The organism is Ruminiclostridium cellobioparum subsp. termitidis CT1112, from assembly GCF_000350485.1.
In the GTDB taxonomy this organism is placed as follows: domain Bacteria; phylum Bacillota; class Clostridia; order Acetivibrionales; family DSM-1351; genus Ruminiclostridium; species Ruminiclostridium termitidis.
The window spans coordinates 62,468-86,013 of the sequence record NZ_AORV01000036.1 but is presented as its reverse complement, the minus strand read 5'-3'; the positions used below and the strand labels follow the sequence as shown (position 1 = coordinate 86,013).

Below are 23,546 nucleotides of genomic sequence, written 5' to 3'. Positions count from 1 at the left end.
ATGCGTAAAAAAATGATTTTACTGGTAGAGGACAACGAGCAGATTCTGCGGGGCAATGAGCGGCTGCTCACCCGGAGGGGCTATGGGATTGCTGCTGCGCTGACGCTTTTTGAAGCGCGTAAAGAACTGGAAACACAAATGCCGGATTTGATTGTACTGGATATTATGCTGCCGGACGGCAGCGGGTTGGACTTTATCGCAGAACTGCGGCAGCACTCGCAGATACCGGTGCTTCTGCTGACGGGACTGACTACACCGGAGGACGTTGTGCGGGGACTGACCGCAGGAGGCGATGACTACCTTGCAAAGCCCTACGATTTCGGGGTTCTGCTGGCACGGGTGGAAGCGCTCCTGCGCCGGTCGGAGCAGATTCCAGAAAAACTGACCCGTGACCGCCTATCCCTTGATGTGACGGTCGGAGTGGCTTTGCTGGACGGAACCGATCTGTTGCTGACCCAAAAGGAATTTGCCCTGCTGCTGCTCTTTGCGCAGAATGTGGGTCGCTTTATCGGTGCCGAATACCTGTATGAAAAGGTGTGGAAGCAGCCTATGACAGGCGACAGCAACGCCTTGAGAAGTACGCTCAAGCGCCTACGGGCAAAATTAGAGGGCAGCGGATATTGTATCATATTATCCAAGGGCGAGGGGTATCAGTTCGAGCGAGAATAACAGAATCAAAAAAGTTTTATGGTCAGTGTGGCAATTTTGACACACTGGCCACTTTTCATTTTAGGGGATGGTAAAATAAGGTGGTGTAGGCCATACAAACAGGCTGGCTTTTTTAGGCCTGTGGTTTTAGATGAGAAGGTGGGTTATGGAACTATGGTCTGAACAAACTGCAATGGCGAAGTCAAAAATCCTCCGGGTCGAGGCATTTGATGGGGACAGCTTTGGCATTACGCTGGAGAGCGGTCACGCCATTCTGCTGGAGCTTGGGGAGAGAATTCACGAGCCGGCTTTTGCCGCTCTCATCGAAAGCGGAGACTTCTGTAAGCCTTATACCGATGGAAAACAGCTCTACTGGCCCGGTGGGGTGTCCCTTATCCTCAAGGAAATTTTGGATATGCTGCTGTCCCGGGGCAATGCACGGCAAAGCCAAGACCATTACAAGCAGGGAGGCATGAATGGATGAAACAAGTATGGAAGTAAACCGAATGCTTCATCTTCCCCGCACGGACGGCAGCCGCGTCTATTGGTCAAAGGTTGCAAGCCTGAGCATTGATGAGCTCATGAACATGTTGACGGACGAAACAGGCTCCGAAAACAAAAATTAGAATGTAGGAGGTAAGAAATAAAATGAAACGAACATGGAAACAAATCGGCAGCCTGATATTGTCGGTGTGCATGGTAATCACGATGCTGCCAACAACTGCGTTTGCCGAAACCGATACCAAGGATTCCGGTGCAGGGCTGGGAACCAGCGGTGAAATCACCGCCTTTGCAGCTTTGGAAGCGGATATTGCCGTACAGACGGTGGAAACCGGTACACAGGAGAGCAAACTAAATCTGCCGACCGAGCTGACGGTGACCGTCACAAGAACGGTAACGGTCACTACCGGTTCCTCCATAACGGCTGCTGTAAGCGGCAATGACACCGCTACGGACAGCGAGGCGCACGAGCCGGAAGCACAGGAAGAAACACAGGAAATCAAGGAAGAAGCCACCGTCGATGTTTCGGGCTGGACTTCCGCCCCGGTCTATGACGGAGATACCGAGGGGGATCACATCTTTACCCCAACGTTGGATTTGCGGTCGGGTTTGATAGTAGCGGAGGGGGTGAGCGCCCCGGCCATCATCGTGACGGTGGGAAAAGTGGCTGTGCCGCAGGCACGGGGCAGTATGCAGCTTGCGAGCGGCACTGTCACCGGCACCATGGACATCGGCGGCACAACGGTCTCTGACCTGCGTGTCGATGCGGGCGGCACAGACGGCTGGACATGGGACGCAGCCACAGCCACCCTGGCACTCACCAGCGCCTATCAGGGCGAGTCAATTGCCATTCACTGTGATTCCGACGATTCTATCGGGCTTGTATATCGTGGTGATGTGGCGATTAACAGTGATTCTGACAGTGCTCTTTTCTGTAATGGCAATCTGGAAATTACAGGCACCGGTGATACGCTGACAATTAATTCACAGAGCACCAATCCACTGCCTTGTGCAATTGAGGTCTTAAACACACTCACAGTCGGAGGGAATGCACAGATAAATGCCACAAGTGCCGGATCAGGCACACGTCCGTGGGCAGTAGTCATCTGCGGACTGTGGGGCGTAACGATTACCGATACTGCAAGCGTCAAAACGACTGCAACGGGAACCGATGCCAGCGGTATTTATGCAGAAAGTGGAGACGTAACCATTTCTACCAGCGGAACGGTTACATGCGGCGGCAACGGCATAGGCGGCGGGCTGAATATTAGCAACGGCAGGAAACTCAATATGACAAGCGGTAACCTTGTGCTGAACATCAACCCATTTTTCGGTAACTGGTTTTCCGATTATAATATTACAGGCGGCAGCATCACGATAGAAGGCACGCAGGTCTACAAGGTCTTGCTGACCCTTGACGGTGTAAGTGCAATAACAGAAGTGACCGATGTCACCGCTTCCGTACCAGCCATCGGCGTTACCGGCAGCAGCACCAGTGCGGAGGGCAAGCTCTGTGTCCTTCTGCCTGCCGGAAGTCAAACCGTTACGCTGAGAGCGGGAAGCAACACCTACGCCGGCACGGTAACTGTTACGGCAGATCATCAGGCATCGGCAACGCTGATGACGGCCGGCAGTGTCACCGGTACCATGGATATCGGTGGGCAAACCGGCATAAGCCTTTTATTCAATCAATCCGGTACCGGCTGGACATGGGACGCAGCCACAGCCACCCTGACACTGGACGGCAGCTATAGCGGCAGCAATAAAATAGATATTCAATGCGCCCAGACCGACAACATCACTCTTGTGCTGACAGAGGATGTCACCATGAATGTGACAGAGCAATGGGCACGGGGAATTAATATTACAGGCGGCCTTACCATCCAGGGAGGGTCCCATATCCTTACGGTAACATCAGCCGATAACGATGCAGCAGGGGCTGACAGCATCGCCATTGAAAGCGGAACAGTCATCGCAGTAAGCGGAGGTTTGAACGGGCTGGTTGCCTTTGACGGTAACCTTTCCATTACCGGCAGTGCCAGTGTGACAGCCACCGGCTTCACCGACACTGAGCCTATATGGAGTGCTAACGGCATACAGGCAGCGGATGGAAACGTTTTAATCAATACCAGCGGTGTGGTAAATGTCAGCGGAGGCAAAGGCGCTGTTTCAGCAGCGAATATTACAATTGAGAGTGGCACAGTAAATGCCAACGGTGGCAGTTTTGCACTATACGGCAGCACCGGCGGTGTCGTCATCACTGGCGGCACAGTCACCACCAATACAACCGTCAGTGCAGGCGGAGATGTGGTGGGCGGGCTGACCGTCAGCGGGGCGGGTACAAATGTCACTGTCAACGGCAGCTTACCGGCTGAATTTTATGGTCAGCCAGTCGCCGCAGACCTTACGGTATCAGACGGCACGGTGACGGTCACAGGCACAGTGGGAGGAAGCAAAACCCTCACCGGCGGCGCGGTTTGGGTGAATGGCGTGAAGGTGTACCCAGCAAGTACCGTTGGCTATACCATTACCTTTGACCTAAACGGCGGCACACGAACAGGCGGCGGAGAGCTGACGCAGACGGTTCCAAACGGCGGCTCCGCAGCAGCTCCCACCGTTTCCCGTAGCGGCTATACCTTCACCGGCTGGGATAAGGAATTTACCAGCGTGACCTCTAACCTAACTGTTACGGCAGGCTGGAGCTACAACGGCGGCGGTGGAAATGGCGGTGGCTCCGGCGGCGGTTCCTCCTCTGGCGGTGACTCCGGCAGCACTCCAACAACCACGACACCGGAAAAGAAACCCGACCAGCCGGTAACGGCGACAACACCTGTAACTGCAACCGCGGGAACAAACGGCGCGGCAAGTGCAGCTATCCCTGAAAAATCAATCACCGACGCCATTGCCAAGGCACAGACCGACGCGAAAGCACAGGGAAAAACTGCAAACGGCACCACCATTGCGCTGAATGTTACCATGCCAAAGGGCGCAACCTCTCTGACAACTCATTTGACCCGCACCTCCCTGAACAGCCTTGTGAGCGCAGGGGTAACCAGCCTTGAGCTGAACGGCTCCCCCGTGACCCTTTCCTTTGATACAAAGGCACTGGCGGAAATCCAGAAGCAGAGCACCGGCAATATCAGCATCACCATTGTACCAAACGCCAAGCTGTCCGCTTCGGCCAAAACCATGATTGGCACGCGTCCGATCTATGACTTGACAGTGAACTATACCAAGAATGGCAAAAATGTGGCGGTTTCCAGCTTTGGAGGCGGTATCGCGACGGTTTCCGTGCCATATACACCGGCCAAGGGTGAAGCAATCGGCGGCCTGTATGCGGTCTATGTAGACGCAAAGGGCAACGCTACCCGTATCGCGGGCTCTGCTTACGATGCAAACAGCGGCTGTGTGATATTCACCACGGCACACTTCTCCCTGTACGGCATTGGCTATACCGCTCCCTCAGCGAAATTCACGGATATTACCACCCACCCGGCAAAGGATTCCATTGATTATGTAGTCGGCAGAGGTCTTCTCTCCGGCACAACAGACACCACCTTTGCGCCCGACACTGCCATGACAAGGGCAATGCTGGTAACAGCCCTCGGCAGACTGGTAAATGTAGACACCAAAATCTACACCAGTAACAGCTTTACCGATGTGAAAGCCGACAGCGCCTTCGGCCCGTATATCGAATGGGCGTACAGCAAGGGCATTGTGCAGGGCACAGGAAACAGCAAGTTTGAACCTGACCGTGCCATCACCCGTGAAGAAATCGCGGTTATCTTTAGCAACTACGCCAAGTCAACCGGCTACACCCTGCCGGTGACCCGTACTGCAACAACCTACGCAGATGCCTTAAACATTGGCAGCACCTACAAAACAGCAGTCACAGCAATGCAGCAGGCAGGCATTATGATGGGCGGCACAAGCAATCAGTTTAATCCGCAGACCAGCGCCACCCGCGCAGAGGTCAGCTCCATGCTTCACCGCTATATCAAGCTGACCATTGACCCATCTACCGCACAGGGCTGGGCGAAAAACGACGCTGGACAGTATCTGTACTACAAGGACGGCAAAGCCCTTACCGGGACGCAGACCATTGATGGTGTGAAGTATTTCTTTGAAACCACCGGGGTTTTGAAAACCGGCTGGGTGCAGGACGGCAATAACTGGAGATTCTACTCCGACAATATCATGCTGGTAGGCTTTTGGGATTTAGGAGCCAACGGAAACAACAAAACCTACTATTTTGACACTTATGGCAACATGGTTTCCGGTAAGTGGCTCCAGATCGACGGCAAGTGGTATTATTTTAACGCCGACGGTTCCCTTGCCAAGAGTACAAAAATTGACGGATATGAGGTCGATGAAAAAGGCGTGAGAAAGACAAAGTAAGATAATAACAAAAGAGGACGCACAGGTTGAAGTTTCAGCCTGTGCATCCTTTACAATGTTGTAAATTATTTAAATTAAAATCTGAGGTAAACTCCTGTGCAAGCCTTCTATAATAGGCTTCTAACCCATTCATTTGAAGCTATTCCATATAGCCAGAGGTATCATTTCAGAAATATCCGAACTCAATGGATGTGTAGTTGAAAGTGCCCTGCCGAAAAATCAGCAGGGCACTTGGGATTATTGGTAAATCAGGTCATAAAGCACACACTCGTCTGCAATTTCCTGTGCCAGTTCAGATAAGCGAATCCGCTCCATTGTATCATCCGGCATAGGGTGCATTTTCAGATAATCGGCACGAATACGCTCCGCCATCTCAAGGGCAGTTTTGTCCATCGCGGTGCAGTGCTCTGTCAGCTTGCCTGTGAGAAGCATCTCGCGATATATCCCCAGCTTTTGTTCATGTAAATAATTCATACGTAACCGTCCATACTTTCCCAAATTATCAAGCTCGGCTTTTCCGTCAATTTCGATGTTAGGGTACAGAAACCCATCAACTTCTGTGTATTCAAATTCAAACTTTGCCATAAAGCAAATCCTCCAATAAAGATTATTTACAATTCATCGGTAATCGTTTGGCTGTGTGCTGAACAATTATGATTTTCATAAACATCCTTATTGGAGGTTCGCCAAGGGGAAGGTATGTCTTTCTTTATATCAGAAAACATGGTATTATAACCTCAAAACCGCTTAATACCCGGCAAAAGGCAAGCTGCTGATTATTTATATAATGCGGATAATATGCAATGCAAGGAGGGAGCGAAAGTAGCTGTGGAAAAAAGATTATCAAGGAAAAGCAAAAAGACAATAAGCATTGTAAGCATTGTAATTAGTGCTGTTGTATGTATCTCCATTATAGGAAGTTCTTTTTTATATGATTACATATGTCGTACAAGAAAGAATATACATTTCGAAGAAATAATTAATCATGAGGTGAAATCCTCGACCTTGTATATTGTTAGTGAAACTGCAACAATATCAGAAAACGCCGAATCATTTAGCTATGGCGCTGGATTTGGTGGCGTGGTTTTTTCTGAGGCTGATGGAGTATATTATGCACTTACGGCTCTGCACGCCGTAGACAACAATCCAGCACACTTATATGTTCTCTCTTATGATGATTTAACATATAATGAACGCATTGCACAGCAAGAACAACATATAGGGTTAAGAGACTATTATAAGACTTTACCTATAGCAGAAGTGGTTTATTCTGATGAGGAGTATGATCTTGCTATCCTTAAATTTAGTTGCAGTGATTCTTTTGGAATATTAAATATTGCCTCAAACACCCCGGCTTTTAAAGATCAAGTTGCGATTATTAGCAGTCCATTGAATGAAGGAAGAAATGAAATCACTTATGGTACGATTATTTCAAAAAAACCAGTCAAATTTGGCGATGCAAACGGAGAGAATCAGCGATTAGTAATCAGAACATCCGCCTATGATAATTTTGGTAGTAGTGGAAGTGTTTTATTAAATAAGCAATTAGAAATAGCGGGGATTGTTTTAGGCGGTGGCCGTGATATCTTTGATAATTTCAGATATTCTTTGGTAATGCCTGCAAATGAGATAAATGATTTCATAACAACTTGGTATTCAAGTAAAAAGTAACAGCTGTCTATGATGGATTAACTACAAAAATCTTTTTTCCATTATTACGCCAAACCGCTAAACAAGCGGAAATGAGCGATTGTAAGCAAATTACAGTTGCTTATTTTTTTATATAAATCCAGTGTGTCTCGTGAACACAATGGACTCAATGGTATTATCAATTATATAATTATTGTAATTTGAGGTATACAATGTGAGTAAAAGAAATATATTTACAATCATTTCGTAAAAATTTAATAACTGTTCCTTCATGTGATGAGCATAATACGGAAAAGTCCCATGAAAATGAGTATTTGATGGCATGTTTGAGTGGTAGAGTAGGTAATAATGGTGTCGCATCATTAATCTGCTGTTATTCTATCGTAGGAGTGCGGACAAGCGTAATGCGGCGTATAGGGATTGCGGAAACTTAGCTGTAAAGCCAATTGGCGGAGGCGAGGAAAAAATTAATAGATAAAGAAACAGAATATCTTCATTAATAGACAGGCGGTGAGTGCTGTACTCTCGCCTTTTTCTGTTTTTGATATAAAATTGGCGGTAGTGTAAGTCACTATTCATCCATGAGGTATATATGTGCCTGACCCATGGGGGAAATATTTTCCCAGCCGTGGGGCAAGGTTTTACCTATAAACCATAGGCTCTGCAGCGAGTTTGTGTAGGCTTAATTCTGAGCCATAGGAAAATGATAGTAAGGGAAGAGCCGTAAGTCTTTTAAATCAAGCAGTGAAAAAATTCTCACGTTGAGTAAAGATTTTTGGAAGATTATTTTAGTGGTAAGCGTTTACCCGGTTCAACCTAGCAGATAAATAATTAAATATACTATTAACTCCTATTCGTATGATTTCATAAATTTATCTGGTATAATATTGTATATTACCATATAATTGCCAGAAACATAGACAAATTAGTAGGATTTTATTCTTAATAACGAGGAATGTACGGAATATTTATTCAATATTTGTAGGGATGTAAAAAACGCTAAGTGTGAAAAAGTAGCTTGTTTTATAAGGAGTCTGATATTAAGGTTATTGCTGATGCGATAGTTTGCCTTATCAGAAACAATAAATCTAGTATATAATGAGAGTAGACAAGCAATTAGTGAACTTTTTCCTGAAGTAGACTTGCAAATATGGTACCCGGATGAGTCTATCGAAAAAGTCTTATATAGTGGAAATGCTTTGTATGAGTCTGGAGTAATGTGACACTCTATTAAACTACCAGAAGAGTTTGAGGAATTTAAAAAGAATATACTTGAAGAGTCAGGAAATGAAGATAAGCCGGAAAACTTTGTTTTCTTTAATTATGGGTTCGAAATTATTGAGTTAATATCAAGTCGGCATTTTCATACACCCATGTTTTCCGTTTTATTGGCGGAACTTAATTACAAAGACTAATTGATAGCTTTGAGCCTAATTCTATTTTTAGCGGCTTGCATATATGCTATAATTATGTAAAAGAAGGTGTAAAATGAATATATACCTCGACATGAACGTTTATTATCGTCCCTTTGATGACCAAACACAACCAAGAATTGAACTTGAGTCAAAGGCAATAGAAATAATATTTAAGCTCGTTGAACGGTGGCAGTATAAGATACTTTGGTCGTATATGTTGGAATTCGAAAACGATAGAACGCCATCAAAGGCAATGAGTGAAGATATAAAAGCGGTTGCTGAGATCATTTGTTCGGAAGCTGTTGTATGGAATAAAGCTATCGATATAATGGCTAAAGAGATTGTAGAAAAATCCAACGCTCAAAGTAAGGATGCTTTGCATCTTGCATGTGCAATATACGGAAAGTGTGAATACTTTATAACATGTGATAATAGATTTATCAGAACAATAAAGCATAACGAGCAGGCTTTAAAGCATGTGTTAGGGTCAATTAAACTAACAAACCCTGTAGATTTTATTGGTAAGGAGTTGGAAAATGATGTTAACGAATAAAAATAATGATATGACCGATACTGAAATCATAGAGAAGGCTAATAAGGCGATTATAAAAGAGCTTGGTGTTTCCGGATATATGAGGTATTTACGCTTAAGGCAACCGAATAACGAGGGCAAGGATTTCGTAAAAGAGCAGGAAGAATTATATAAAGACTTATCTGTTGATGATCTGTCGCAAATGGCTCGTAAGCATTGGGAGAATACAAAATAATTTAATGCCTACCTACCAGAGGAGGCCACCCCATAATAAAGTAAATAAATTACATTGGAAATAGAGTAAAATCATGCTAAAATAGTCGTAAATGAACGAACTGGACTCTCGCCATAGTTTTGACATAAGAAGCGAAGTCTAGTCGTACTAACGGTAACCGGAATCCGGGAAATCGGCTTACAATCAAGGGTTGAGACGACAGATGCGGCTTTATGGACTCAAAATCCAGCGTACGCGAGTACATGTCGACCTTCGGCACCATTTATCCCCACACAGGGAGTCAAGTTTGAAGTCGATAGTGATATTATCATTATCGACTTTTACTTTGACTATATATAAGTGTATAAAAGATTTACACTCAGAAACATTTTTATTAAAAACATGATGCTTATGTTTTTCAATATAGTTTTTTATAAATTCTTCTGAAAATTGTTTCATTTTGGAAAAAATTTTAAATTCAACATGGTCTATTATAAGCCTTTTTTTGTTGTTTTAAGTTCGGATAATTTTCAAATGAATTGCGGTATTTTTTATGCCCTAATTCAGTCGCAGATAAAAAATAACGTTTAAGAGAAAGGGTGATATGGTGATTTGCATGAAGATGGATTTGTAACCTTATAAGACAAAGATGTTGAATATAGTCCTCAAAAACATAGTTGGTAAGGTATTAATTAATATAAATATTATGATAGTGAAGTTCATTTTTTAAATAATTAAAAATGTACTAGGGAGGTTTAAGCGTAAAAGTTAATATGGTATTTTTTATTTTATTAATAGCTGGTATCGTTCTAGTATATATGGAGATTATCTCATGTATAAGGAGTGGAAAACAATCCACTCTTTTATTTGACGCTTACGTTGCATTCATTAACATCTCTATTTAAATAGAGATAAAAGATCATTAATTTGTTATGCCGGAATACCGGAAATTTTATGATAATAAGGCTGCACTGAAAGAGCGTTAGCCTATTTTTCTTGAAATTATGGTTCTATTAGGATAAAATAAAGGGAAAATAAGTAAACTAAGTAAAGAAATTCAAACAATGGGTTGAATTATCAATGTATAATTATATGCCTGAAGAAAGTTGGAGGAGGTGTTTTAATTGCTTGAATTGGCTCTCGCTTTATGCGGAATAATAGTTTTTTTGTTTTTTCTTTTAATTATTTTTATTTTACAAAAAGGCAAGAAGGCCGGATTAATCACAGGGATGCTGATGTCATTTACATCTATAATTACCCTGATGTTATTTGTTACTGTTCAGAAGGCAAATGGAAATCCGGATTCAGGAAAGGAATTTGGACAATTCTATTTACCCATATCAGTATTTGTTGTATTTATAGTAATAGGGTTTATATCCTCAATTAAATTGGCCAAGAAATGATATGTTTATTAATACAATATTTAAATTAAGCGGTACGCTATACAGCGTTTATTGCTGTAGTACTCAATATAGTCATTTTCTATTTTGCCATTTTTTTCGGTGAAGACTCGCCTAAGAAAGCTTTGGCATAGAATAAATGTGCTAATAGTAAAAGACCTAACATCAACTAATTACTCTTTAAATCTACCACATATATCTCGCTGTAAGGATCATATTTGCTTAAAATCAGCCTGGTATATTGACCGTCAAAGGCACTAAAAACACCGTTGATATATTCAAATGCAACCAGCAAATCTTTATTTGTCATATTGTAACCCAGTGAAACATGAGGGACCCAGTTATTGGGCACGTAGTACGGATTAAATTTAGCATTGATATCCTTTAATAACAAAAATACCTTCTCATTGATATCTATTAATTTGTTTGTGACTATCGGCGCATAATATAATACAGGCGGATGAAAAACACCGATTGACGAAAAATGAACCTTTCCGGATTTTATAAAAACACCGGATGAGTCAACAACTTTTTTTAGAACGTCAATGATCCCTGGTTCGTACTCAAAAATGGAAAGTGTAATGTGCGGCGGAATATTATAATCCAATATACAGGAACCGATGTCTTTCTTGCATAAATTAAATATATCCTGCTTGATTTTTTCTCCTGTTATTTTATCAAAGCCCAAACTTATAGAATAGGTCATGTGTACTCCAATTCTTATTTTAATTTAAATTGATACATTTATTATTTTGTTTTATTAAAATTTTTATTATAATTCAATGTTGTCAGTAATGCTGCGATTAAGATAATTTACATAGGTTGTAAATAACCCTGGCCTATAATAGAAATTATACCTAAAGTAATAAAAAAAGTAAAAAAATAAAACTCAGGCATACATTATCCTGAGTTTTATTTTATGTTCGAAAGGAGTTAACAATCATGGTGTCCGTTTCCGCACAAGAAGCAGAAAACTAAAATAAGAGCTATTATTAACCACAATTGATTGTCATTAGAACATTCGGAGTGCTTGTTATTAAAAAATCCACCACGAACGGATTCTTCATTATCCGGCATACTCTTACCCTCCCTCTAAATTAATATGGTACAGCATTTAAAACTTTAACACTAATACCATATTATTCATCAGAGACTCATGTGTTACAATTTTACAGTGAATAAATATAGTTAAATAAAATTAAATTTGTAAATTCCTGCTTCGGCAAAATATCCATGCCTGTTTTATATAAAAGCCAAAATATATTAGTTGTAATACTCTGATTTATTTCTATATATTATACAGAATATGGAATAAATTAGGAGGAAAATATGATTTATAGTGATAAGGCTGGAGTATTCCAGGAAAAAGAAAAAAACACATCAAGTTCAAGAAAGTCAGGTCAAAAGCCTGTTCCAAATCACAGCGCCATACTTCAGAGAGTTAGAATGTTCCCGCAAACAATGACACATGAAGATATTAAAATTCTTCAGAAAACAATAGGAAATCAGGCAGTCCACAGGTTAATGAGAGAAATCGGCTTGATAAAGGACAAAACTGAACAAACGAAAAGAGAAGCCCATAATGAAGGGAGTTTAAAAGATGGGCCGGATACAGTCCACGTGACAGATTTCTCCGGAGAGGAATCTGTTCACAAGAAAAAAGAAAATGAAACAGGCCTCCCGGATGATCTGAAAAATGGTATAGAAATCCTTTCAGGCTTATCCATGGAAAATGTAAGGGTAAATTACAATTCTGATAAGCCGGCACAGCTAGGGGCCTCGGCATATACGCAGGGCTCGGAAATATATGTGGCGCCAGGGCAGGACAAGCGTCTCCCTCATGAGGCCTGGCATGTTGTACAGCAGTCACAGGGAAGGGTGAAGCCTACTATGCAGATCAGCGGTGCAAAGATAAACAATGATGCCGGATTGGAACTTGAAGCAGAAAATATGGGGGATAAGGCCGGGAGGATAAAAGCAATCAACGAGTATCAGGAGCACGAACATGCAAATGCAAATGGGAAGAAAACCGGTATTCCTATAAAAGGAACTACCGTACAATGTGATGGTATTGGTTTCACCAGCTCAAGAGGAAGAGGTGAAGTTAAAGAAATTCCGATATCCGAGTTAAATGAAGCTCAATTGAATTTTATCATAAAGAACAAGGAGCATCCAACCATAGCTTACTGTCCTCCTGAAAAAAAAGAAGAGCTTTTCGCCCAGGTAATTGCCCGCCTGGATGCAATTAAAGAAGCACGGCTGAAAAAACAAACAGACGGAGGTCTGGGCTATCATCATAGCAGCACCAGATATGTTGTTGCTCAATATCCTCCGCAATCAGGAGCAACAAAAGCGGATATTCAGAGTGCATACTCCGGTCTCACTTTTGAAGTGGTCGAGCCCAGATCTCCTTTGGTATATTCAGCATATCCGCCCGAACGGGTGCATTCTCCCGGAGGAAGCGAAGCACATCTCTCCGGACCGTATGTCCGCCCATCAGGAGGAGGCTATTCAGGGGTGGCAATATGGGCGGCGAATTTTCCCGAACGATTGCCGCAGCCTGCCATAGGCACGCCAATCCCACTTACAAAAAAACCTGTACCCTGTACGGTAGCGGTAAAGGAGAGCGGTTGGCAGGAAATCGACCTTAACCGGCTAAAAAAATGGAGCGGTGAAAGGGTACAATACAAACCCGGTCCAGGTGCTGATCCTGGAGAGAGATCAGACCAGAATGCGGCGATGGGAAATATTTCTGCAAAAGATGCTGCAGGAGATGCAGGTTACGTGGATGGATACTGGGAATGGCTGCACCTGATTGCATTCACATTAGGCGGCATAAATGAGAACAAGATTAATCATCCTGAAAATCTTGTTGCAGGTACTTTAGGTGCCAATCGGGTGCATAAAGTTTTAGAGGATACAATTAAGAAACTGATTGTGGATGATCATACTAAAAAGATATCGGTATTTGCAAGGGCCCATATATTGGCCTCAAGCTATCATCTGTGCAATAAATTGGAATATGAGCTGAGATTTGATTATAAGGGTTCTGCAAAAGAGTTCTCTTTCGAAATTAATCCTCTGGACATAAATCCCGCCCAGGGAGGAAATATGGAAATAATCCAACGGACCATCCTGGCAAGGTCGGGTTTCTAGTATTAAGCAATTGCATAAGTCCATTTTTGCATATTGGCGTAGGGTGTTAAAAATGCAATATTTATTGAAATGGGCAAATTTCATATTAAAAATAATAAATAGTACATTTTAATATAAAAAAATACTATTTTAATCAAAATAGCACTGGATTTTGAATACTTAATTTGTTATAATATACCATGATATAACAAATTAAACAAGAAATGAATATGTTTGGCAAAAAAATATTTTGCCGGCTCAAAAAGATTTGGAGTATAAAAAGAGATGAGAAGCCGGTTAATACTATTACAGTAAGGGTCAGATGTTTATAAACAGGAGGGATTATTATGAAAAGTACTGGTATTGTCAGAAAAACGGATTGCTTGAACAGGGTTGTTATTCCAAAGGAATTGTGCAGAGAGTATGATATTGATGAAGGAACACCCATAGAGATTTTTGTTGACGAAGGTAAGATCATATTAACAAAATATTTAAGGGGTTGTACTTTTTGCGGAGAATTAAAAAATTTAACGTACTTTCAGGGTAAACCCATATGTGCTAAATGTCGTGAAGATATAAATAACAGATAGTAAAGTTCTTTTAGTGAATATAGATGTATTTGTATTCGCTCTTCCCAAATAAATCCCATTCTCCAAGGAGTTTGGGGTTTATTTTATTGAATGAAAAAAGGCCGCGCACTTTTACTATTTTAGCGCGGCAGCCATTATTAAAAGCTATGCTTTATTTTCAATTAAACTTTAATTTGCTCTGTATGTTGTTTAGCTCATCTTTCAAGGCTGTCAATATAACGAGTAAATGTTTCGTAGTTTTTTAGATACATCAGTATGCTTCCCGAAATAATTATAGTTTTAATGAATATTTTAACATATAAAGATTAAATTGAATTGCATTAATCCCTTGTAATTATTTCATAAAAATATAAATAGATATGGTGTATTTTTTTGTGGATAAATACTTGTTATTAATATATAATGGACATATATGTAATAGGTGGTAGCGGCCATGTTAAATAAAATAACGAAAAAGATTACAAATGAGATTATTGTGACAGTTCCTAATATAACAGAAGAAAAAGCCGAGCAGATACAGTATGGACTTTATATTGCCATATCAGATGGGTTAAAGTTGATAGCTGTAATGCTGACCGCATATTTTTTGGGACAACTTCCGTTAGCTCTAGCAGGGGGAGCAGTATTTGCATTAAACAAATCTTTTTTGGGAGGGGTGCATGCCAAAACTCAGCTTGGCTGTATAATAACATACTTTATTTTTCTTTTCGGAGCAATCTATTCTTCAAAAATTATTGATATAAGCTATTTCAATATTATTTTGTTTGTTGTTTCAGGCATATTGGTTTACTTTTATGCTCCTGCAGATTTAGCTTCAAAACCCATAATCACAGAAAAGAGGTGGAAGGAGTTAAGAGCACAGGGGAGCATAACAGTGGCAGTTTTTTTCATAATTACTTTTTTTGTCCCCAGAGAATACTCAAATGTAATATCAATAATTACTTTAATTAATTCAATTAATATTACACCTGTGTTGTACAGAATAACAAAAAATAGAAAGGGTGGGATTATTAATGAAAAGATCTAAAATTAAATTGTGGGTATTGACGGTACTGTCAATAGTGGGTATTTTTGCTGCGACAACTTCAGCTGGAGCATGCTGGTTATGGTTTACGTATCAGCCGGAGTGTCCTAAATCTTTACTTAAATAATAAGAATGGGGGCTTATTTGACCCCTATTTTTATTGTCAGCATCTGAGTAAATTCCATGGTAGCTTTATCGAATATATTTGAGTGCAATATATTACTATATGCACTTAATATTCTATTTGCAATTACCAGGCCATGTCCCCGGTTAATACCTTTTGAGGATTTGTTCAGAGTAGGAATTTCACCGCATTTATTACTGATTTTTAATACAACATTTTGGTCTGTACTTGTTAAAGCCATATTTATTTTTAATTTACCGTTCTGTATAACCTCCTCGATAGCATTATCCAGATATATTCCAACTACTTCGCAAAGCTCTGAAATCTTGACATTTGGAATAGAACCCACTTGTCCTATGACTTTAATATTAAAATCTATCCCGGCCTGGATAGCCTTATCTATTTTTGAGGAAATTATTCCGAACAGCCCGGCATTTGTTATATTGAACAGGGCTGAATTAGTAAAGGATTTTGTAGTATTTTGCGTTTCTTTTAGATAATTCAAAGCATCTATTACATTATTTTTTTCGAGCATTGAATAAACAACGGAAAGATGGTTCACCTGGTCATGTTTAAATCTTTGAAAATCCTGCAATGCTATACTTAAGGATTGATTATAGAATGCCTGCTGTTTCTGTTCTTCTAAGATACGTTCAGATTTTTGGTATTGCATTGTATAAATAATAGAGACAGATAGATAAATTATGGATGATATTATAGAAAATATTAATATAATTAATTTATATTTATATAAGTTTTGAAGAATAAATATTTGTGACCCCATTAATGCTATTGTGGCCACTAACAAAATAGCCACGGGCTTCATATCTTTAAGTTGCCCTACAATCTTAGCAAATGGTGTAAATCTTACAAAAAGGAAGGCAATTACATAAATAATAATATTATTTAAAAAGTATAAAAATGTATTTTGAGTAAGAGAGGATGGTGGATCAACGTTATATACCAGATTAAAAATTATAGGTATAAAGAAAATACCAACACTTGTTCCAAGCATAATAACGCAAAAAGAGATTAAAGATTTTAGCCAATTCACTTTCAATATATATCGTATAACAGCAATACTTAAAAATGAAAGAATTATTGGTCTTATGAATTGAATATATTCAGGCAAAGAGCTCATAATAAATGAAGAGATTATACTATTCAGTAGCCCGAATAAAACAAAAAATAACACTTTTTGTTTTATAGATATTACAATATTATAATTTTTCTTTACGAAGAAGTAAATCATATATGCTGTTACTAGTACAAAAATAGTGTTTACTACCAGCAGTCCAAACATAGGTTATTATCTCCTGTCAATAATAGACTTAATTTCATCATAAAACTTGGGGCCTATCTTGTAGGTGGAGCCATTTATCAGACTTACTTCCTTATTTTTGAAATCAATTTTTTCAATAAATTCCGTGTTGATAAAAGCAGAACGGTGGATGCGTGTGAACCTGTCATCTTCAATTCTTTTGACCAGTTCCTCCAGCCCTTCATAAGTTTGATATTCTGAAAAATTTGTATAAACGGTTGTTTTAGTACCGACGTGTTCTATACAGAATATATTGTCACAATTAATGAAATACACTTCGGGACCGCATTTTATGCTGACAGTCTTCTTAGCACGTCTCAGAACATTTTGCTCTTTATATTTTACAAGTGTTTTCTCCAGCTCATCCCAACCGGGCTTCTGTATGTAATTAAAAGCCTGAACATCAAAAGCTTTCAGGGTATACTCAAGAAAGCCTGTCATAAAGATGATTTCACAGGGATAATCGTTTTCACGGATCTGTTTGGCTATATGCATCCCGTTTGTATTTGTGCGTAAATTGATGTCCAGTATACATATGTTTATATTACGGCTTTTAACCTTTTCTAAAAACTCATCAGGTGAATCGGTAGCTATTATCAATTCGCCATCAATCTTATTTTTCTTTAACAGATAAGGAATTTGTCTTTGGTATTCTGCCAACAATTCGTTTTCATCATCAAGTACAGCAATATTTATCATATTATTACCCCCGTTAACGATAGTTCTATAATATATCATTTTAGCTAATTTTACAATATTCGCCAAGTAATATTATGTAGAATTAATACGAAAAATAGCCAAATTAGGCAAACTGAACGGTGTACACCTAAATAGAAATATAATGAAAATTAAGTAAAAGTTTACAATGTACACCTGCGATGATATACTTATTGAAATAAATGTAAATTGCAGGAGGTCAAATATGAACAGGATACCGCTTAAAATCTCTGATAATTCCGACGGGATTATTTATTTCCAGCCTGTAGATGAGAACTATGAATGTGAAGTAGGTATAAAAGACAAGCTCCACAATGGATTGGAGAGTGCCTTAGATAATATAACTGATTTTGCATCAAAAATTCAGGAGTCCCTTATCAGGTTCAGCAATCCTGATAAAGCGTCGGTTGAGGTTAGTTTCGGACTGACGGCAGATGCAGGAAAGGTAGTGGCAGTGCTCTTGAACAGCCATTCATCGGCAGGTATTAAAATAAAGCTTGAATGGAACCGGGAGAAGGAGAGACAGGGATGAATATTGACCGGATAATTGATAATTGTTATATACCTGCTATTGTCCAAATTTTTGCCGATGGTGAACCTGCAGGTACAGGTTTCTTTATTGCTAAAAATCTGGTTTTGACCTGTGCTCATGTGATATTGGGAAATGGAATCCGGCAAATAAGCGGCACAGCGGAATGCAGGAATACCAAAATCAGAATTAAGTGGGGGCAGGATAGTTACGAAGCAGAAGTAGAGAATATTGAATACAATAACCCAATTTCCGGTGTAATGATGAAGGATTTTGCATTTATCCGCATTCTAAGGGAATTTGACCATCCCATAGTTGTTGTAGATGAAGGCAATATGCAGATAGGGGATGAATGCTTTGCTATGGGCTATCCCGCAGGAAAACCCATGGGGGAACAGGTTACCATTAAATACGAAGGGATGACCAATGCTTCTCTTCTGAAGTTTGCCAGAGGTCAAATTCAGCTGGGCTACAGCGGAGCTCCCATTTTAAATATGAGGACGGGAAAGGTTTGCGGAATATTAAAGCGAACAAGGGATTTTACCACTGACCTTGGAGGATGGGGAATACCTGTTTCGGACATTCTAAACTATTCTTCCGCACTGTTCAGGCTGCACAGGAACACTTCCGTCAATGAAGAATGGGAGTCCTGCCTGAGCAGTATCCCAAAACAACCGCCAATAAAGGTGTGTTTTATTTCATCCGAATACCAGCCGCATATTATCGGCGGTTTGGGTGTTCATGTGACTCAATTGACAGCAGAACTGGGAAAGAAACTGAGCGTTGATGTAGTGCTTCCAGAGCAAAAAACAGGCTATACGTCACAGTCACCGGGTGTAACCTTTTGCTCTACCTGCGGCACGCCTTCATACAGCAGTCCTGTGGCCTGGCTGGATTTTGCACAGCAGGCAGCTTATGATATAGGCCGTATACAGCCGGATGTAATTCACTGCCATGACTGGGTAACGGTTCTGGCGGGAATAAAGTGCCGTTGGCTCCTTAAAAAGCCGCTGATTTTTCATATACACCTTCCGAACCTTGCACCTCTCTGCTCCTCTATTGAGAATCTGGGACTTATTTGTGCAGATCTTGTTACGGTCAACAGCAGACATGTGCGTCAGGAAATTTTGCACAGGGATCTGCCCATTACACGTATATAGATTGTTCCTAACGGAGTTAATACCGATGAATTTTTACCTTGCGGGGATTGGCCGGAGGAGGAACAATATATATTATTTGTCGGCAGGCTGGTAAAGCAGAAGGGTGTGGAGTTTTTAATACGTGCCATGTTTTATATAAGGGAAAAGTTTCCCCATATTCGCCTTAAAATTGTAGGCGACGGAGAATATGAATCATGGCTTAACCGCCTTAAAACAAATCTTATGCTGTCGGACATGGTTGAGTTTCTTGGCCAAAAAAGCGGACAGGATTTAATCCAACTCTATCAGAAAGCACAATTGGTAGTGGTTCCAAGCATCAACGAGCCATTTGGAATGGTAGCTCTGGAAGCAATGGCTTGCAGGCGCCCGGTGGTAGCCAGCAGAACCGGGGGTCTTAAGGAAATTATTGAACACGGCAAAACAGGGTTTTTGGCCGAGCCTGAAAACTATCTGGATCTGGCGCAATGGATCATGTCGCTGCTTCACAGCAAGGAACTCCGGCAGCAGATGGGTTCAAACGCATACGCATGTGCTAGCGGCGATAAATATAAATGGTCTTCCATAGCACAACAGTACATCCGATACTACACCGGGCTGTTAAAGTCAGATATAACCGGCGAGCTGGATGGAAGAAAGAAGGAGGAGGCTGCAAAACTCATTGAGCAGATAAAGGCAGTATCAAAGAAAATGAAGAGCACTGTATCAAATGGATTATTTAATGAATTGTTTGATTGGATGTGATTAAATGATAGTCAAGCTTTTTTATTTAAACAGAAAACAGAGACAACAATTCGACGAAATAGAAGTCTTTCTTAAGGAGTACATATATAAAAATCTGATGATTGAGGATTTATACATTCTGAACTACGATGATATGGACGAACTGAGGTGCAGTCAATATATCAATCTTTTGAAAAGCTCTGTTATCAAATATGAGGATTTTAACATTATAATAAAGAACAATAATAGTAATGAGGATGTGTATACTTATTTCGGCGGGTTATCCGCCTATGTATATTCTACTGCACGGATGGATATTTCAAAGGAAAGGTTGGAGACGATGTTTCCGGCTGTTGCTATAATGGACCGGATGGTTATGCTGCCGACAGGTATCGTAAATGCATTCGAAGTAGATAAGAGCAGGTTTTCATGGCTTCCAAAACCGTTGGAAGCGGGGGGAGCGGTACTGGTGGATTACAAGGATAGGGAATCTGTCAAGGAAGGAATACGTCAGATTGAGGAACAGCTGCAATATGAGATCAGCAGGCTGTGTGTACGTCAAATGATCGCTGGCAGTATTCCCAATCCCGACTATGAAGAACTGAGCAGGTTACTTAAGACTTATCCGGATTTTATACAGAGCCATCTCACTAAAATAGAAAAAAAAGCCCTTCTGAGGGTTGAGGCAGAAAATGAAATAATCTACCTTAATCAAAGGGCTATCGTATCTTTGAATATTATTAACCAGTCAGAGTTTCCTGTAGGCAGAGTACGCGTGACAGTCAAGGCACCCAGTGAGACTTTAACCGGTACTGTTTCCGAAATCGTAGAAATAAAAGATTCATGCTCCATAAAGTTTAATTTGCGCCCTGTGGCAAGTCCGTATTGTCCCCTGGAAGTGTCTATAGAAACATATGAATTGGGTGAGGCCTCCAATCCGCTGCAGTTTCCGGTTATATTAAACGTAAAACCACTATAAATGAACCAGTACCGTGCTGAAGGATTAAGGCTCGAGCAGTCTCAGCCTGTATGCATTCATGGTAGTCGTACCTAGTTTGTCCATAAGCCGGTAGTTGGCAACGGCTCCCACTGCGGCACCTATTACAGGAACCAGCTGGAGCATTTTTGCCAGGTCGATATAGTCTCTGTATTCCTGCTGGAAAGTTCTCCAGTCAAAGGAATTGATGTCCTCGGGCAGGGCTTGGGAAAAACTTTGCCAGTCCTTCACCTGTTGATAGATTTCCATGACTCTTTCCTGGCTTGAAAATGCCAGTTGGAATATATACAAAATATATAAGCGTTCCTTGTAGTTTGCAGCATCAAATCCGTAAATAGCAGCCGCATCGAATAAAAATTTGAGCTTCAGACTTAAAAGTATGGGGAAATCCGCCAAACCGAGAAATATGCCGCCTGCACCTGTCCAGGCTCCGCTGGCTGCTGCGGTTCTTTTATAAAAGGTTATTCTTTCATTCAGCAGCAGCTCCCGTTCCTGCAGGGGAGCGTTGAAAAGCGGCGCGGATGCAGTCAGTTCAGATCCGAACAGGACTGATTTTACCATGCCTTTAATGGTTTCGGTAACAACTTTATGCGCCTTCTCGGGAATAAGACCGTTCATCTTATTCTGAATCCCTTTGCTCAACCGGCTTGTCAGCGAAGGCTGATTTAACATTTCCAGCTGCCACATTTTCAATTCATATAGGGCATTGCGTTCGTAGCTGTTCATAATTCATCCTCAAAAATATAAAGCTTATTTGTTGATATATATTTAGTATACGGCTGACCTGTTGTTTTGTATGAATAAAAATATTTACAAACTAATCCAATAATCATATAATTATATGCATATATGATAATATAGGAGGAAAGTAATGGACGACTTGTTAAACATATTCGGCATTCTTTCGGATAAAACAAGACTGCGTATTCTACTGCTGCTGCAAAATAGAGAGTTGTGCGTATGTGAGATTTTTGGAGCGCTGCGGATGTCACAGCCCAGAGTGTCCAGGCAGCTGGCCATCCTAAAGCAATCAAGGATAATAAAGGACAGAAGATCCGGGAAATGGATTTATTACAGGATCGAGGAAAATGAATACACAAGGCAGCTGGCAAGTATCCTGGAGCCTTTGCCTGATTGGCTGTCCAATGATACTGAATTTAATAACGACAAAACAATGCTTGAGAAAATCTGGTCTGATAAAAACAGCTTGCCCGGCTATGAGTGCATTTGTACAGGAGGTCAAAAGGATGGAGAATAAAAGCTGTTGTACATCTGGCAATGCCCGGCTTAACACCGGGGACAGAAAGTCGGTAAAAATCAGACCGAGACTGAAAGCTGCAAATAAAAACTGTACCGGGGTGTCCGGACAAAAGGACAATACCTGCTGCTGCGGGGGAAGTGATAACTGTTCTTCGGAGCCTGTTACAAATTATGATAGAAATATTCCCTGGATAACTGGTGAAATCGAAACGGCTGCGGGGAAGATTCCGCAGGTGGCCACTAGACTGCTTCGCTCCGATATTCTGGGAGCGTGGAAAGTGCGTTGGGGGATAGGCAGGATGAATTATAAAATAAATCCCGGCGTATATGCCGTGGGAATTCCTGATAGGGCTTCTCCTGTCCTTGTTACCGCCAACTACAAATTGACCTTTGATGCACTAAGAAAAGAACTGTCCGGCATGAATGTTTGGATTTTAGTGCTTGACACAAAGGGGATAAATGTGTGGTGTGCGGCGGGAAAAGGCACCTTCGGCACCAGGGAACTTGTGAACAGGATTTCAAGAGCGCGGCTGCGGGAAATAGTGGAGCATAAGACTTTAATACTGCCTCAGCTGGGAGCACCGGGAGTAAGTGCCCATGAGGTCACAAAACAAACCGGTTTCAAAGTTGTTTATGGCACCGTAAGAGCCAAGGATATAAGATCCTTTATAAACTCAGAGATGAAAGCGACGGAGGAAATGCGGCAGGTCAGATTTACTGTGTATGACCGTCTGGTTTTGACTCCTATGGAGCTTGTCGGCACTTTCAAAATATCCATGCTGATTTTCGGTATACTGTTTTTAATAAATCTTGTGGCGAGGAAACCCTTCGGAGTTATGGATTTTTGTGCCTATGCAGGTGCTGTTGCAGCGGGTTGTGTTATTACACCGATTCTGCTTCCATGGATTCCGGGGAGGGCATTTGCCTGGAAAGGCTGGCAGGCAGGTTTGCTGTGGGCCATTGCACTGAATTTCCTCAATGGCTGGATCGGGCCGGAGGGACTGAGCCTCCTAAGAGGCGTGGGGTATCTGCTGGTGCTGCCTTCAATTTCGGCGTATTACGCCATGAACTTTACCGGTTCTTCCACCTATACCTCCTTTTCAGGAGTATTGAAGGAAATGAGGCTTGCCATCCCTGCAATAATTCTTTCCCTTATTCCGGGTATCGGCTTGTTATTGGCGGACAGTTTAATACGTTTTTAAGGAGGATAC

Annotated in this window: 23 protein-coding genes; 18 read left to right on the top strand and 5 right to left on the bottom strand. The window is 41.3% G+C overall.

Going from position 1 to position 23,546, the window contains the following annotated elements; genetic code table 11:
• The 4 genes from CTER_RS13920 to CTER_RS27010 all read left to right on the top strand — a co-directional run bounded on the left by CTER_RS13920 (position 1) and on the right by CTER_RS27010 (position 5,547).
• Positions 1–669, top strand: a complete 669-nt coding sequence (locus CTER_RS13920) for a response regulator transcription factor (protein WP_004626340.1) — start codon at positions 1–3, stop codon at positions 667–669.
• A gap of 145 nt (positions 670–814) precedes the next feature.
• Positions 815–1,132: a hypothetical protein gene (locus CTER_RS27015; RefSeq protein ID WP_004626182.1), complete on the top strand. Its 318-nt coding sequence runs from the start codon at positions 815–817 to the stop codon at positions 1,130–1,132.
• The gene (locus CTER_RS28315) at positions 1,125–1,274 is read left to right on the top strand and encodes a hypothetical protein (RefSeq protein ID WP_004626205.1); all 150 of its coding nucleotides are present in this window, start codon (positions 1,125–1,127) and stop codon (positions 1,272–1,274) included. The genes CTER_RS27015 and CTER_RS28315 overlap by 8 nt, the downstream gene beginning before the upstream one ends.
• Before the next feature lie 22 nt (positions 1,275–1,296).
• On the top strand, positions 1,297–5,547 hold the full coding sequence (locus CTER_RS27010) for an S-layer homology domain-containing protein (RefSeq protein WP_004626370.1): 4,251 nt from the start codon (positions 1,297–1,299) through the stop codon (positions 5,545–5,547).
• A 237-nt stretch (positions 5,548–5,784) separates the two neighbouring features.
• Here CTER_RS27010 and CTER_RS13905 read toward each other — a convergent pair whose 3' ends face one another.
• Positions 5,785–6,132 carry a TnpV protein gene (locus tag CTER_RS13905; RefSeq protein ID WP_004626359.1) on the bottom strand — a complete coding sequence of 116 codons (348 nt, stop codon included), beginning with the start codon at positions 6,130–6,132 and terminating at the stop codon, positions 5,785–5,787.
• A gap of 243 nt (positions 6,133–6,375) precedes the next feature.
• Between CTER_RS13905 and CTER_RS13900 the strand changes: the two genes are divergently transcribed.
• The 4 genes from CTER_RS13900 to CTER_RS13885 all read left to right on the top strand — a co-directional run bounded on the left by CTER_RS13900 (position 6,376) and on the right by CTER_RS13885 (position 10,761).
• Positions 6,376–7,218, top strand: a complete 843-nt coding sequence (locus CTER_RS13900) for a S1 family peptidase (protein WP_004626338.1) — start codon at positions 6,376–6,378, stop codon at positions 7,216–7,218.
• A gap of 1,467 nt (positions 7,219–8,685) precedes the next feature.
• On the top strand, positions 8,686–9,165 hold the full coding sequence (locus tag CTER_RS13895) for a PIN domain-containing protein (RefSeq protein WP_004626345.1): 480 nt from the start codon (positions 8,686–8,688) through the stop codon (positions 9,163–9,165).
• Positions 9,149–9,379 carry a hypothetical protein gene (locus CTER_RS13890; protein WP_004626207.1) on the top strand — a complete coding sequence of 77 codons (231 nt, stop codon included), beginning with the start codon at positions 9,149–9,151 and terminating at the stop codon, positions 9,377–9,379. Before CTER_RS13895 ends, CTER_RS13890 begins: the two co-directional genes overlap by 17 nt.
• Positions 9,380–10,482: 1,103 nt before the next feature.
• Entirely contained in the window at positions 10,483–10,761 is a 279-nt protein-coding gene (locus tag CTER_RS13885; RefSeq protein ID WP_004626215.1) for a hypothetical protein, read from the top strand.
• 166 nt (positions 10,762–10,927) lie between these two features.
• Here CTER_RS13885 and CTER_RS13880 read toward each other — a convergent pair whose 3' ends face one another.
• Positions 10,928–11,464 carry a 2'-5' RNA ligase family protein gene (locus tag CTER_RS13880; RefSeq protein WP_004626373.1) on the bottom strand — a complete coding sequence of 179 codons (537 nt, stop codon included), beginning with the start codon at positions 11,462–11,464 and terminating at the stop codon, positions 10,928–10,930.
• A 623-nt stretch (positions 11,465–12,087) separates the two neighbouring features.
• Here CTER_RS13880 and CTER_RS27660 point away from each other — a divergent pair.
• The 4 genes from CTER_RS27660 to CTER_RS27655 all read left to right on the top strand — a co-directional run bounded on the left by CTER_RS27660 (position 12,088) and on the right by CTER_RS27655 (position 15,634).
• Positions 12,088–13,914: an eCIS core domain-containing protein gene (locus tag CTER_RS27660; protein WP_004626213.1), complete on the top strand. Its 1,827-nt coding sequence runs from the start codon at positions 12,088–12,090 to the stop codon at positions 13,912–13,914.
• Between the two features lie 326 nt (positions 13,915–14,240).
• A complete protein-coding gene (locus CTER_RS13870; RefSeq protein WP_004626356.1) occupies positions 14,241–14,483 on the top strand; it encodes an AbrB/MazE/SpoVT family DNA-binding domain-containing protein in 243 nt (80 codons plus the stop codon).
• Between the two features lie 433 nt (positions 14,484–14,916).
• A complete protein-coding gene (locus CTER_RS13865; RefSeq protein ID WP_004626198.1) occupies positions 14,917–15,510 on the top strand; it encodes an accessory gene regulator ArgB-like protein in 594 nt (197 codons plus the stop codon).
• A complete protein-coding gene (locus CTER_RS27655) occupies positions 15,497–15,634 on the top strand; it encodes a cyclic lactone autoinducer peptide (RefSeq protein WP_083909004.1) in 138 nt (45 codons plus the stop codon). The genes CTER_RS13865 and CTER_RS27655 overlap by 14 nt, the downstream gene beginning before the upstream one ends.
• Before the next feature lie 13 nt (positions 15,635–15,647).
• Here CTER_RS27655 and CTER_RS13860 read toward each other — a convergent pair whose 3' ends face one another.
• Both CTER_RS13860 and CTER_RS13855 read right to left on the bottom strand, forming a co-directional pair.
• Complete coding sequence (locus CTER_RS13860) at positions 15,648–16,934, bottom strand: GHKL domain-containing protein (protein WP_004626305.1); 1,287 nt, start codon at positions 16,932–16,934, stop codon at positions 15,648–15,650.
• Between the two features lie 6 nt (positions 16,935–16,940).
• Positions 16,941–17,651, bottom strand: a complete 711-nt coding sequence (locus CTER_RS13855) for a LytR/AlgR family response regulator transcription factor (RefSeq protein ID WP_004626296.1) — start codon at positions 17,649–17,651, stop codon at positions 16,941–16,943.
• Positions 17,652–17,874: 223 nt separating this feature from the next.
• Between CTER_RS13855 and CTER_RS13850 the strand changes: the two genes are divergently transcribed.
• Genes CTER_RS13850 through CTER_RS13835 form a run of 4 tightly spaced genes read left to right on the top strand, consistent with a single transcriptional unit; the run spans position 17,875 to position 21,057 of the window.
• Positions 17,875–18,201: a CU044_2847 family protein gene (locus tag CTER_RS13850; RefSeq protein ID WP_004626249.1), complete on the top strand. Its 327-nt coding sequence runs from the start codon at positions 17,875–17,877 to the stop codon at positions 18,199–18,201.
• Positions 18,198–19,358, top strand: coding sequence for a trypsin-like peptidase domain-containing protein (locus CTER_RS13845; protein WP_004626303.1), 1,161 nt, complete (start codon positions 18,198–18,200; stop codon positions 19,356–19,358). The genes CTER_RS13850 and CTER_RS13845 overlap by 4 nt, the downstream gene beginning before the upstream one ends.
• Positions 19,359–20,099: a glycosyltransferase family 4 protein gene (locus tag CTER_RS13840; RefSeq protein WP_004626252.1), complete on the top strand. Its 741-nt coding sequence runs from the start codon at positions 19,359–19,361 to the stop codon at positions 20,097–20,099. It begins immediately after the preceding gene.
• Between the two features lie 4 nt (positions 20,100–20,103).
• Positions 20,104–21,057: a hypothetical protein gene (locus tag CTER_RS13835; RefSeq protein ID WP_004626246.1), complete on the top strand. Its 954-nt coding sequence runs from the start codon at positions 20,104–20,106 to the stop codon at positions 21,055–21,057.
• 24 nt (positions 21,058–21,081) lie between these two features.
• Here CTER_RS13835 and CTER_RS13830 read toward each other — a convergent pair whose 3' ends face one another.
• Complete coding sequence (locus CTER_RS13830; RefSeq protein WP_004626315.1) at positions 21,082–21,801, bottom strand: EcsC family protein; 720 nt, start codon at positions 21,799–21,801, stop codon at positions 21,082–21,084.
• 145 nt (positions 21,802–21,946) lie between these two features.
• On the opposite strand from CTER_RS13830, the gene CTER_RS13825 reads away from it, so the two are divergent.
• A complete protein-coding gene (locus CTER_RS13825; RefSeq protein WP_004626294.1) occupies positions 21,947–22,333 on the top strand; it encodes an ArsR/SmtB family transcription factor in 387 nt (128 codons plus the stop codon).
• Positions 22,323–23,537: a mercury methylation corrinoid protein HgcA gene (hgcA, locus tag CTER_RS13820; protein ID WP_004626173.1), complete on the top strand. Its 1,215-nt coding sequence runs from the start codon at positions 22,323–22,325 to the stop codon at positions 23,535–23,537. The genes CTER_RS13825 and hgcA overlap by 11 nt, the downstream gene beginning before the upstream one ends.
• Positions 23,538–23,546 lie beyond the last annotated feature (9 nt).

Bases quoted from the DNA above. Each gene is read 5' to 3' on its own strand.
- CTER_RS13830 (WP_004626315.1), bottom strand. From the start codon at position 21,801: ATGAACAGCTACGAACGCAATGCCCTATATGAATTGAAAATGTGGCAG.
- CTER_RS13870 (WP_004626356.1), top strand. From the start codon at position 14,241: ATGAAAAGTACTGGTATTGTCAGAAAAACGGATTGCTTGAACAGGGTT.
- CTER_RS27010 (WP_004626370.1), top strand. From the start codon at position 1,297: ATGAAACGAACATGGAAACAAATCGGCAGCCTGATATTGTCGGTGTGC.
- CTER_RS13895 (WP_004626345.1), top strand. From the start codon at position 8,686: ATGAATATATACCTCGACATGAACGTTTATTATCGTCCCTTTGATGAC.
- CTER_RS27015 (WP_004626182.1), top strand. From the start codon at position 815: ATGGAACTATGGTCTGAACAAACTGCAATGGCGAAGTCAAAAATCCTC.
- CTER_RS13845 (WP_004626303.1), top strand. From the start codon at position 18,198: ATGAATATTGACCGGATAATTGATAATTGTTATATACCTGCTATTGTC.
- CTER_RS13850 (WP_004626249.1), top strand. From the start codon at position 17,875: ATGAACAGGATACCGCTTAAAATCTCTGATAATTCCGACGGGATTATT.
- CTER_RS13825 (WP_004626294.1), top strand. From the start codon at position 21,947: ATGGACGACTTGTTAAACATATTCGGCATTCTTTCGGATAAAACAAGA.
- CTER_RS13920 (WP_004626340.1), top strand. From the start codon at position 1: ATGCGTAAAAAAATGATTTTACTGGTAGAGGACAACGAGCAGATTCTG.
- CTER_RS27660 (WP_004626213.1), top strand. From the start codon at position 12,088: ATGATTTATAGTGATAAGGCTGGAGTATTCCAGGAAAAAGAAAAAAAC.
- CTER_RS13905 (WP_004626359.1), bottom strand. From the start codon at position 6,132: ATGGCAAAGTTTGAATTTGAATACACAGAAGTTGATGGGTTTCTGTAC.
- CTER_RS13855 (WP_004626296.1), bottom strand. From the start codon at position 17,651: ATGATAAATATTGCTGTACTTGATGATGAAAACGAATTGTTGGCAGAA.
- CTER_RS27655 (WP_083909004.1), top strand. From the start codon at position 15,497: ATGAAAAGATCTAAAATTAAATTGTGGGTATTGACGGTACTGTCAATA.
- hgcA (WP_004626173.1), top strand. From the start codon at position 22,323: ATGGAGAATAAAAGCTGTTGTACATCTGGCAATGCCCGGCTTAACACC.
- CTER_RS13835 (WP_004626246.1), top strand. From the start codon at position 20,104: ATGATAGTCAAGCTTTTTTATTTAAACAGAAAACAGAGACAACAATTC.
- CTER_RS28315 (WP_004626205.1), top strand. From the start codon at position 1,125: ATGGATGAAACAAGTATGGAAGTAAACCGAATGCTTCATCTTCCCCGC.
- CTER_RS13890 (WP_004626207.1), top strand. From the start codon at position 9,149: ATGATGTTAACGAATAAAAATAATGATATGACCGATACTGAAATCATA.
- CTER_RS13865 (WP_004626198.1), top strand. From the start codon at position 14,917: ATGTTAAATAAAATAACGAAAAAGATTACAAATGAGATTATTGTGACA.
- CTER_RS13880 (WP_004626373.1), bottom strand. From the start codon at position 11,464: ATGACCTATTCTATAAGTTTGGGCTTTGATAAAATAACAGGAGAAAAA.
- CTER_RS13860 (WP_004626305.1), bottom strand. From the start codon at position 16,934: ATGTTTGGACTGCTGGTAGTAAACACTATTTTTGTACTAGTAACAGCA.